The organism is Arenibaculum sp., assembly GCF_035998295.1.
In the GTDB taxonomy this organism is placed as follows: Bacteria; Pseudomonadota; Alphaproteobacteria; order Azospirillales; family Azospirillaceae; genus DASYHS01.
Genome location: NZ_DASYHS010000209.1, coordinates 1 through 9,195 on the forward strand (window position 1 = coordinate 1; position 9,195 = coordinate 9,195).

The 9,195-nt window shown below is 71.3% G+C and carries 11 protein-coding genes; 9 read left to right on the forward strand and 2 right to left on the reverse strand.

Annotated features, from left to right (window positions below):
• Positions 1 to 287, reverse strand: a 287-nt coding sequence (locus VGO20_RS20370; RefSeq protein ID WP_327504217.1) for a DegT/DnrJ/EryC1/StrS family aminotransferase, incomplete at its 3' end; no start/stop codon positions are given.
• Positions 288 to 455: 168 nt separating this feature from the next.
• Here VGO20_RS20370 and VGO20_RS20375 point away from each other — a divergent pair.
• From VGO20_RS20375 to VGO20_RS20385, 3 genes are read left to right on the forward strand one after another with little or no spacing between them, the layout of a single operon-like run.
• On the forward strand, positions 456 to 1,463 hold the full coding sequence (locus VGO20_RS20375; RefSeq protein ID WP_327504218.1) for a TIM barrel protein: 1,008 nt from the start codon (positions 456 to 458) through the stop codon (positions 1,461 to 1,463).
• Complete coding sequence (locus VGO20_RS20380; RefSeq protein WP_327504219.1) at positions 1,460 to 1,906, forward strand: SufE family protein; 447 nt, start codon at positions 1,460 to 1,462, stop codon at positions 1,904 to 1,906. Before VGO20_RS20375 ends, VGO20_RS20380 begins: the two co-directional genes overlap by 4 nt.
• Positions 1,903 to 2,658 (forward strand): HesA/MoeB/ThiF family protein, encoded by a 756-nt coding sequence (locus tag VGO20_RS20385; RefSeq protein WP_327504220.1) that lies wholly within the window; start codon positions 1,903 to 1,905, stop codon positions 2,656 to 2,658. Before VGO20_RS20380 ends, VGO20_RS20385 begins: the two co-directional genes overlap by 4 nt.
• A gap of 39 nt (positions 2,659 to 2,697) precedes the next feature.
• Here the strand turns inward: VGO20_RS20385 and moaD are convergent, their stop codons facing one another.
• Positions 2,698 to 2,949: a molybdopterin converting factor subunit 1 gene (moaD, locus tag VGO20_RS20390; protein WP_327504221.1), complete on the reverse strand. Its 252-nt coding sequence runs from the start codon at positions 2,947 to 2,949 to the stop codon at positions 2,698 to 2,700.
• Positions 2,950 to 3,196: 247 nt separating this feature from the next.
• Here moaD and VGO20_RS20395 point away from each other — a divergent pair, with 247 nt between their 5' ends.
• From VGO20_RS20395 to VGO20_RS20420, 6 genes are read left to right on the forward strand one after another with little or no spacing between them, the layout of a single operon-like run.
• On the forward strand, positions 3,197 to 6,064 hold the full coding sequence (locus VGO20_RS20395; RefSeq protein WP_327504222.1) for a monovalent cation/H+ antiporter subunit A: 2,868 nt from the start codon (positions 3,197 to 3,199) through the stop codon (positions 6,062 to 6,064).
• Position 6,065: 1 nt separating this feature from the next.
• Positions 6,066 to 6,428, forward strand: a complete 363-nt coding sequence (locus VGO20_RS20400) for a Na+/H+ antiporter subunit C (protein ID WP_327504223.1) — start codon at positions 6,066 to 6,068, stop codon at positions 6,426 to 6,428.
• The gene (locus tag VGO20_RS20405; protein ID WP_327504224.1) at positions 6,425 to 8,014 is read left to right on the forward strand and encodes a monovalent cation/H+ antiporter subunit D; all 1,590 of its coding nucleotides are present in this window, start codon (positions 6,425 to 6,427) and stop codon (positions 8,012 to 8,014) included. Before VGO20_RS20400 ends, VGO20_RS20405 begins: the two co-directional genes overlap by 4 nt.
• A 2-nt stretch (positions 8,015 to 8,016) precedes the next feature.
• The gene (locus tag VGO20_RS20410) at positions 8,017 to 8,508 is read left to right on the forward strand and encodes a Na+/H+ antiporter subunit E (protein WP_327504225.1); all 492 of its coding nucleotides are present in this window, start codon (positions 8,017 to 8,019) and stop codon (positions 8,506 to 8,508) included.
• A complete protein-coding gene (locus VGO20_RS20415; RefSeq protein ID WP_327504226.1) occupies positions 8,505 to 8,774 on the forward strand; it encodes a K+/H+ antiporter subunit F in 270 nt (89 codons plus the stop codon). The genes VGO20_RS20410 and VGO20_RS20415 overlap by 4 nt, the downstream gene beginning before the upstream one ends.
• A 7-nt stretch (positions 8,775 to 8,781) precedes the next feature.
• A complete protein-coding gene (locus tag VGO20_RS20420) occupies positions 8,782 to 9,195 on the forward strand; it encodes a Na+/H+ antiporter subunit G (protein WP_327504227.1) in 414 nt (137 codons plus the stop codon).

Below are 9,195 nucleotides of genomic sequence, written 5' to 3' on the forward strand. Positions count from 1 at the left end.
GCCAGCACCGAGGCCCGCGGCGTCGCGACGAAGGTGTTGGACGGGCACAGCACGCGCTCGCCCGCGACGCCGACATAGTCGAGCACGCCCTGCGCGGCGCCGGCCCAGTTGTTGTAGGCGACCGCCCCGGCGCCGCACTCCCGCGCCCAGAGCTGCTCGAACTCCTCGATCTGCTCGCCCATGCTCCAGCGCTGGGAGCGCAGGATGCTGCGCCAGCGGCCGAGAAGCTCATCCTCGTCCCTGGAATCGAAGGCGACGGTGAAAGGCAGCGGATCGGGAAGGGTCATCTCGGCAGTAATCCTACGTTCGTCCCCTGCGGATGATTTGAATACCATCGCATTGCGGACGGGATTGACTTGAGCGGGTCCTTGGACCGCTTTGCGATGATATACAGGTGCGCCGAAGAAGAGAATGGTATGCTGTTCCGCGACACGCAGACCCGAGGCTTTCCCCGCATGCCCGCATTCTCCCTGAAGGCCGCCGCGATCGACTACGGGCAGCTGGAGGACCGCAGCCGCCGGCTGGCCCGCCTCGGCCTGCCGGTCACGCTCGAGCTTCACACCTTCGGCGGCCGGGACGTCGATTCGCAGGACGGCCGGCGCGCGGCGCTGGCCAACCTGGCGCGGCTGCGCGACGCCTTCGGCGAGGTCGCGCCGACGGTCCACGTCCCCTACCAGTCCGTCGAGCGCGTCACGCGCGAGGACTTCGACGAGGCCCAGGTGGAGCGCTCGGTCGCCTTCGCGCGCGAGGCGGGGGCGCATGCCGTCGTCGTCCACCGCTATTGGGGCCTGGTGTTCGGCGACGCGCCGCCGCGCTCGACCCGCGCCGAGGCGACCGCCGGCTTCAACGAGGCGATCACCCGTCTCGCGCGCGCCGCCGGCGACGTGCGGCTGCTGGTCGAGAACGTCGGCCACTACTCGCTGCTGCCGCGCGACGGGCGCCACATCCTGTCCGGCCCGCTCGATCATTTCTTCCCCTGGGAGATCGCCGCGTTCCGCGCCCATGTCGAGGCGGAGCGCCTCGCCAATGTCGGCGTCTTCGTCGACGTCGCCCATGCCACCTTGTCGGCGAACCTGTTCAACGTCCGCCGCGCCCGGGGCGCGCCGGTGCCCGACCGGCGCTTCGACTGGATCACCGACGACGACCTGGACCGGACCGACACGCTCCACCCCTTCGACTTCGTCGATCCGGCCATGGACTACCTGCACGTCTCCGACAGCCGCCTGCTGGCCGGGCACGAATGGCGCGCGCCCGACGAGCCGCTGCTGGTCGAGGCCACCTGCTCGGAAGGGATGGAGGTCGGGACCGGCAACCTGCCCTGGGCGGCGCTGCCGGCCCGGCTCGGCGGCGGTGCGCGGGCCACCCTCGTCCTGGAGGTCGAGCCCGGCCCCGGCGACAGCCATGTCAGCAACGGCGCGCAGGAACGCTCGCTCCGCCACTTGGCCAAGGTCTTCGAAGCATGAGCGGGCGCGAGACGCTGGCCGAGGCGTGCGAGGCGCTTGCCCGCGATTTCGACGCGCTCGGCGACTGGAACGCGCAGTTCCAGCACCTGGTGGCGCTCGGCCGCGGCCTGCCGGACCCCGATCCGGACCTGCTGGCGGACGCCAACCGGGTCGAGGGCTGCCAGTCGCAGGTCTGGATGGACGCCGCGCGCGACCGGGCCACGGGGGTCGTGCGGCTGCGCGCGCATTCGGACGCGGTGATCGTGCGCGGCCTGATCGCGGTGCTGCTGCGGCTCTATTCCGGCCGGACGGCGCGCGAGATCCGGGAGCAGCCCGCCGACGCGCTCGACCGGATCGGCCTCGCCGACTACCTGGCGCCGGGCCGGGCCAACGGACTGAACCTGATGATCCGGCGGATCGGGGAGCTGGCGGCCGCCGATGCCGGCGAGGAGCGGACGAGATGAGCCTGACGGGAGACGAGGCCGTGCGCTACGGCCGGCAGATGGTGCTGCCCGAGATCGGCGAGGCGGGCCAGGAAAGGCTGCGCGCGGCGCGGGTGCTGGTGGTGGGGGCCGGCGGGCTCGGCTCGCCGCTGCTGCTGTACCTGGCCGCGGCCGGGATCGGCCGGCTCGGCATCGTCGACTACGACCGGGTCGAACTGTCGAACCTGCACCGGCAGATCGTCCATGCCAGCGACCGCCTGGACATGGCGAAGACCGAGAGCGCGGCGCGGACGCTGCGCGCCCTCAACCCCCATGTCGAGCTGGTCGAGCACGACATGCCCGTGAACGCGCGCAACGCCGACGCGCTGGTCGCCGGCTACGACCTCGTGGCGGACGGCAGCGACAACTTCGCGACCCGCGACACGGTCCACGCGGCCTGCCTGAAGGCGCGCGTCCCGCTGGTCAGCGGCGCGATCCAGGTGACCAGCGGCACCCTGACGACCTTCAAGGCGCATCTCGGCGCGCCGCATCCCTGCTTCCGCTGCCTCTACCCCGACACGCTGCCCGCAGGCATGATGCCGACCTGCTCCGAGATCGGCGTGCTCGGCCCCGCGGTCGGCACGATCGGGGCGATGCAGGCGATCGAGGTGATCAAGGAACTGCTCGGCATCGAGCCGAGCCTGTCGGGCACGCTGGTGATGTACGACGCCTGGCGGGCCGAGCTGATGCACATATCCCTGCCGCGGCGCGACGACTGCCCGCATTGCGGATAGCGGCCCTTCCCGACGCAGGAGGACGAGGCCCGTCTACGGTCAGCCGCCGGTGACCGGCGGGAAGATCGACACCTCGTCGGACGCGGCGACGGGGTGGGACGGGTCGACGTAGCGGCGGTTGACGGTGCAGCGCAGCGCCCCCGGCGTCTTCAGGACGTCGCGCAGGCCGGGCCGGACCTCGCCGAGATGGTCGAGCAGCCCGCCGACGGTCGTGACGCCGTCGGGCAGGCCGATCTCTTCGGCCGGCGTCCCGGCCTTGGTCCGCAGCCACGAGAAGTAGATGATCTTCACGGCGGTGCTCCGTACGGCGGATCGGGCTTCCCGAAGTGTACGCAGGCCCGCCGCCGCCCGCAAGATACCCCCCGGACGCGTACGCGGTTCCTAAAAAACTTGCTACCCCAGGCCCCAGGGCCTAATTAACTGCCCGGCCGCGCGACTTCCGCGGCCCCGGCGGGCCCCGGATCCGTCTCGTTCCCGGGGACTCGGCCCGGCCCGCCGCGTACCGTCCCGAAGAAGCAGCGAGGGAATTGCACCGACCATGAGTATCGCTCTTGTGGCCTTGATACCCCTCGTCGGTGCCCTTCTCGCTCCCCTGACGATCCGCTCCGGACGCAACACCTGCGCGCTGACCGTGGGTGCGGCGAGCCTCGCCGCCCTGGTCCTGCTGCTGACCCACGCGCCGGCCGTCTACGGCGGCGAGGTCGTGCGCGAGCACGTCGCCTGGCTGCCGCAGGTCGGGCTGGCGTTCAGCTTCTTCGTCGACGGGCTCGGCCTGTTCTTCGCGACGCTGATCCTCGGCATCGGCCTGCTGATCATCGTCTATGCCCGCTACTACCTCTCGAAGCGCGACCCGATGGGCCGCTTCTACGCCTACCTGCTGCTGTTCCAGAGCGCGATGCTCGGCGTGGCGCTCAGCGACAACATCCTGCTGCTGCTGGTGTTCTGGGAGCTGACGAGCCTCAGCTCGTTCCTGCTGATCGGCTACTGGCGGCATCTGCCGGAAGGCCGCCAGGGCGCGCGCATGGCCCTCGTCGTGACCGGCGGCGGCGGGCTGCTGCTGATCGCCGGCATGCTGATGCTCGGCAACATCGCCGGCACCTACGAGATCTCGGAGATCCTGCAGCGCGGCGACGCGATCAAGGCGCATCCGCTCTACGTCCCCATGCTGCTTCTGGTCCTGGGCGGCGCGTTCACGAAGTCGGCCCAGTTCCCGTTCCATTTCTGGCTGCCGCACGCGATGGCGGCGCCGACGCCGGTATCGGCCTACCTGCATTCGGCGACGATGGTGAAGGCCGGCGTGTTCCTGCTGGCGCGCCTGTGGCCGGCGCTCGCCGGGACCGACGCCTGGTTCATGATCGTGACGCCGGTCGGGCTGGTCACGATGGTGGTCGCGGCCTGGATCGCCTTCTTCAAGCACGACCTGAAGGCGCTGCTCGCCTTCTCGACCGTCAGCCATCTCGGCATGATGGTGATGCTGCTGGGGATCGGCACGCCGATGGCGGCCGTCGCCGCGGTGTTCCACATCCTGAACCACGCGACGTTCAAGGCGGCGCTGTTCATGAGCGCCGGCATCGTCGACCACGAGGCCGGCACCCGCGACGTGCGCCGGCTGGGCGGGCTGCTGCGCCTGATGCCGGTCAGCGGCGCGCTGGCCCTGCTCGCCGCCGCGTCCATGGCCGGCCTGCCGCTGCTCAACGGCTTCCTGTCGAAGGAGATGATGCTCGATACGGCCGCCGGGACGAGCTACGCCGGCCTGCCGTACCTGGTGCCGGCGCTGGCGACGCTGGGTGCCGTCTTCTCGGTCGCGTACTCGGCGCGCCTCGCCTTCCACGTCTATCTCGGGCCGGCGCGCGACGACTACCCGCACCGCCCGCACGATCCGCCCGCCGGCATGTGGGGGCCGGTCGCCCTGCTGGTGGCGCTCGTGGTCGCGATCGGCATCGTGCCGCCCCTCGCCGGGCCGGTGGTGGCGCGCACCGCGATGGCCGTGATCGGCACCGGGGAGCTTCCCTACTACACGCTGGCGATCTGGCACGGCTTCACCCCCGCCCTGTTCATGAGCATGGCGGCCATCGTCGGCGGCGGCATCATGATCGCCGCCTATCCCGCCCTGGCGCGCGCCCATGGCGCGGCGTGGCGGCCGGAAGCCAAGGCGATGTTCGACGCCGTCGTCGAGAGGCTCGTCGCCGCCGCCCGGCGCGTGCTGGCGGCGCTGCACACCGGCTCGCTCCAGCGCTACATGGTCTTCATCGTGGCGACGATCGTCGCGGTCGGCTTCCTCGCCTTCTACGCCGGCGGGCACGGCCCGGGCGGGCGCGCGCCGCTGCCGGCCTCCATCCCCGCGATCGTGGGCTGGGGCGTGCTGCTGGTCGCCAGCGCCGCCGTCGTGGTCTTCCACCCCGACCGGCTGCTGACCCTGATCCTGACCAGCGTGGTCGGGCTGATCGTCTCGCTCGCCTTCCTGCAGTTCTCGGCCCCCGACCTGGCGCTGACCCAGATCTCGGTCGAGGTGGTGACGACGATCCTGCTGCTGCTGGCGCTGAACCTGATGCCGCGCCGCGGCGTCGGCGAGCCGAGTGCCGGCCGGCGCCTGGTCAGCGCGGCGGTCGCGCTCGCGTCCGGCGTCGGCGTGGCGGTCCTGTCCTTCGCGGTGATGACCCGCGACATCGCCTCGATCGCGCAGTACCACCTCGAGCAGTCCAAGCCCGGCGGCGGCGGCACCAACGTCGTCAACGTGATCCTGGTCGACTTCCGCGGCTTCGACACGTTCGGCGAGATCATCGTGCTGGGGATCGCGGCGCTGGCGATCTTCGCGCTGCTCGACACGGCGCTGCGCGGGGCATCGGCGCGCCGCCTGGATGCGATGCGCCAGGAGGTCGAGTCGGCCGACGCGCATCCGTTGCTGCTGGTGGTGGCGACGCGCGTGATCCTGCCGCTGGCGCTGACGGTCGGCGTCTACATCTTCCTGCGCGGCCACAACCTGCCCGGCGGCGGCTTCATCGCCGGCCTGATCGTCGCGATCGCGCTGATCATGCAGTATCTCGCCAGCGGCTATGCCTGGGCGGCCGCGCGCGCGCGCCTCGACGCGCACACGATGATCGGCGCCGGGGTGCTGGTCGCGGGGCTGACCGGCGCCGGCGCCTTCGTGTTCGGCGCGCCTTTCCTGTCGAGCAGCTACGACTATTTCCACCTGCCGCTGGTCGGCGAGTTCGAGCTGGCGACGGCCATGGCCTTCGACCTCGGCGTGTTCCTGACCGTGGTCGGCACCGTCCTGCTGGCGCTGTTCCAGATCTCGCGGGTGCAAAAGCGCGCCGAGCGCGAGCCCGTCCCCGAAGGCCCGATGGACGTCCTGCTTCATTCCGGCCCTCCCCGGCCGGTGGCCCGAACCGCGCGCGACGAGGCGTGACATGGAATACCTGATCGCAAGCGGCATCGGCGTGCTGACGGCGGCGGGGGTCTACCTGCTGCTGCGCGGCCAGACCTTCCCGATCATCATCGGCCTCACCTATCTGAGCTACGCCGTGAACCTGTTCCTGTTCTCGATGGGCCGGCTGGCGATCGACCTGCCTCCGATCGTCGACCCGGCCGCCGCGGGCTATACCGATCCCCTGCCCCAGGCGCTCGTGCTGACGGCGATCGTGATCTCCTTCGGCATGACCGCGCTGACCGTCGTGCTGGCGCTGCGCGGCTTCCTCGAGAGCGGCACCGACGCGGCCCAGGCCGAGCGCGACGGCGGCGTGACCGGCCTCGCGGAGCGGAGCGAGCGATGAGCCACTGGATCGTCGCCCCGATCATCCTGCCGGCCTTCACCGCGGCGTTCCTGGTGATGGCGCTGCGCCACGACCTCGCGCGCCAGCGCATCGTCTCCTTCGGCGCGACGGCGCTGCTGCTGGCGGTCGCGGTCGGGCTGTTCGCGCTGGCGGGCGACGGCGCGGTCCGGCCCTACCTGCTCGGCAACTGGCCGGCACCGTTCGGCATCGTACTGGTGCTGGACCGGCTGTCGGCGCTGATGCTGCTGCTGACCGCGTTCCTGGCGCTGGCCGTCCTCGTCTACGCCTGCGAGGGCTGGGACGCGAAGGGTCGGCATTTCCATCCGCTGTTCCAGTTCCAGCTTATGGGCCTGTGCGGCGCGTTCCTGACCGGGGACGCCTTCAACCTGTTCGTCTTCTTCGAGGTGATGCTGATCGCCTCCTACGGGCTGATGCTGCACGGCGGCGGCGCGCCCCGCCTCAAGGCCGGCTTCCAGTACGTCGCGATCAACCTGGTCGGCTCGACGCTGTTCCTGTTCGCGGTCGGCCTGATCTACGCGACGACCGGCACGCTGAACATGGCCGACATCGCGCTGAAGGCGCCGCAGGTCGCGGCGGGCGACGTGGCGCTGCTGCGCACGGGCGCGCTGCTGCTGCTGCTGGTGTTCGCGCTGAAGGCGGCGCTGGTGCCGCTGCACTGGTGGCTGCCGACCACCTACGCCGCCGCCCCGGCCCCGGTCGCGGCCCTGTTCGCGATCATGACCAAGGTCGGCGCCTATTCGATCATCCGCATCCACGCGATGGTCTTCGGTCCCGAGGCGGGCGAGCTGGCGAACGCGGCCGAGCCCTGGATCGTGCCGGCGGCGCTGCTGACGCTGGCGGTCGGCGCGATCGGGGTGGTCGCGACGCGGCGCCTGCTCGACCTCGTCGCCTTCGCCGCCGTGTGGTCCATGGGCTCGCTGCTGGTCGCGGTCGGGCTGTTCGGCCCGCGCGGCCTGACGGCGGCACTCTATTACACCGTGCACTCCACCATCGCGACCGCGGGGCTGTTCCTGCTGGCGGACATGGTGATGCGCCATCGCGGGCAGCTGGCCGACCGGCTGTCCTCGGCGGCGCCGGTCGCCCAGGCCGCCCTCGTCTCGGGGCTGTTCTTCCTGGCCGCGATCGCGATGGCCGGGCTGCCGCCGCTTTCGGGCTTCATCGGCAAGCTGCTGATCCTCGACGCCGCGCGCGAGGCGCCGTCGGCGGCCTGGGTGTGGAGCCTGGTGCTGGCGACCAGCCTCGTGGTCATCATCGGCTTCAGCCGCGCCGGCAGCGTCCTGTTCTGGAAGACCGAAGCCGCCGGCGCCGGGCCACTGCCGGCAGGATCGGCAGCACCGGGGCCGGCGGCCGCGGGAGCACCCCGCTGGCCGGCCTCGGCCGTGCTGGCGGTGGCGGTGCTGATCGGCGGCACCGGCGCGCTGACGCTGTTCGCCGGCCCGGCGACGGCGACGTTCGAGGCGACGGCCGCGCAGGTCCTGGACGTGCGCGGATACGTGGCGGCGGTCCTCGGTCCCGAGGCCGCCGCGCAGTTGGGCGGTGCGCCGGGCGTGGCGCTGGGGAGGTGAGGATGTTCGCGCGCGTGCTGCCCCATCCCTGGCTGACGGTGACGATCGCCGCGGTCTGGCTGCTCCTGGTGAACGACGTCTCGGCCGGACACCTCGTGCTCGGGCTCGTGATCGGCGTGCTGGTGCCGATGTTCACGGGCGTCTACTGGTCGGACCGGGTGCGCCTGCGCAACCCCGCCGCCATGGCGGGCTACGTGCTGGTCGTGCTGTGGGACATCTGCGTGTCGAACGTGCAGGTCGCCTATCTGGTGCTGTTCCGCCGCGGCGACGGGCTGCGCTCGCGCTTCATCACGGTGCCGCTCGACCTGCGCTCGCCCGAGGCGATCAGCGTGCTCGCCGGCACGATCACGATGACCCCCGGCACGGTGAGCGCCGACACCTCGGCCGACGGCCGCTCGCTGCTGGTCCATTGCCTGGAGACGGACGACCCCGACGGCGTCGTCGCCCAGATCAAGGACCGCTACGAACGCCGCCTGAAGGAGATCTTCGAATGATCGCCGTGTCCTGCATGGTCGCGATCGCCTGCATCTCGGTCGCGGCGGTCCTGAACGTGTACCGGCTCGCCGTCGGTCCCGACGCCCTGGACCGGGTGCTGGCGCTCGACACGCTGGTGATCAACGCGATCGCGCTGATCGTCGTCATCGGCATCTGGTACGCGACCGCGATGTATTTCGAGGCGGCGCTGCTGTTCGCCATGGTCGGCTTCCTGTCGACGGCGGCGTTCTGCAAGTTCCTCCTGCGCGGCAACGTGATCGAGTGAGGCGGGCATGATGGTCTTCATCGGCGAACTGGCGGTCTCCGCCCTGATCGTGATCGGCGCCTTCTTCCTGCTCGTGGGATCGATCGGGCTCGCGAAGCTGCCCGACATCATGCGCCGGCTGCATGCGCCGACCAAGTCGACGACGCTCGGCATCGGCGCGATCCTGATCGCCTCGATGCTGTACTTCGCGCTGTTCCTCGACGCGCCGTCGCTGCACGAGCTGCTGATCACGCTGTTCCTGTTCCTGACCGCGCCGGTGACCGCCTTCATGATCGCCAAGGCGCACATCCTGCGCGACCGGCCGACCCAGCAGGCGCTGCCGCCGACGCTGTGCGGGACCGGCTGGGCGACCTTGCACCGCCCGCCCGCCCCCGGCGAGCGGGACGGCGAGGCCCCCGGGGCCGGCAGGCCGGGCCCGTAG

Excerpts from the sequence above, each read along its gene's own strand:
- VGO20_RS20375 (WP_327504218.1), top strand. The coding sequence starts at position 456 with ATGCCCGCATTCTCCCTGAAGGCCGCCGCGATCGACTACGGGCAGCTG.
- VGO20_RS20380 (WP_327504219.1), top strand. The coding sequence starts at position 1,460 with ATGAGCGGGCGCGAGACGCTGGCCGAGGCGTGCGAGGCGCTTGCCCGC.
- VGO20_RS20385 (WP_327504220.1), top strand. The coding sequence starts at position 1,903 with ATGAGCCTGACGGGAGACGAGGCCGTGCGCTACGGCCGGCAGATGGTG.
- VGO20_RS20395 (WP_327504222.1), top strand. The coding sequence starts at position 3,197 with ATGAGTATCGCTCTTGTGGCCTTGATACCCCTCGTCGGTGCCCTTCTC.
- VGO20_RS20400 (WP_327504223.1), top strand. The coding sequence starts at position 6,066 with ATGGAATACCTGATCGCAAGCGGCATCGGCGTGCTGACGGCGGCGGGG.
- VGO20_RS20405 (WP_327504224.1), top strand. The coding sequence starts at position 6,425 with ATGAGCCACTGGATCGTCGCCCCGATCATCCTGCCGGCCTTCACCGCG.
- VGO20_RS20410 (WP_327504225.1), top strand. The coding sequence starts at position 8,017 with ATGTTCGCGCGCGTGCTGCCCCATCCCTGGCTGACGGTGACGATCGCC.
- VGO20_RS20415 (WP_327504226.1), top strand. The coding sequence starts at position 8,505 with ATGATCGCCGTGTCCTGCATGGTCGCGATCGCCTGCATCTCGGTCGCG.
- VGO20_RS20420 (WP_327504227.1), top strand. The coding sequence starts at position 8,782 with ATGATGGTCTTCATCGGCGAACTGGCGGTCTCCGCCCTGATCGTGATC.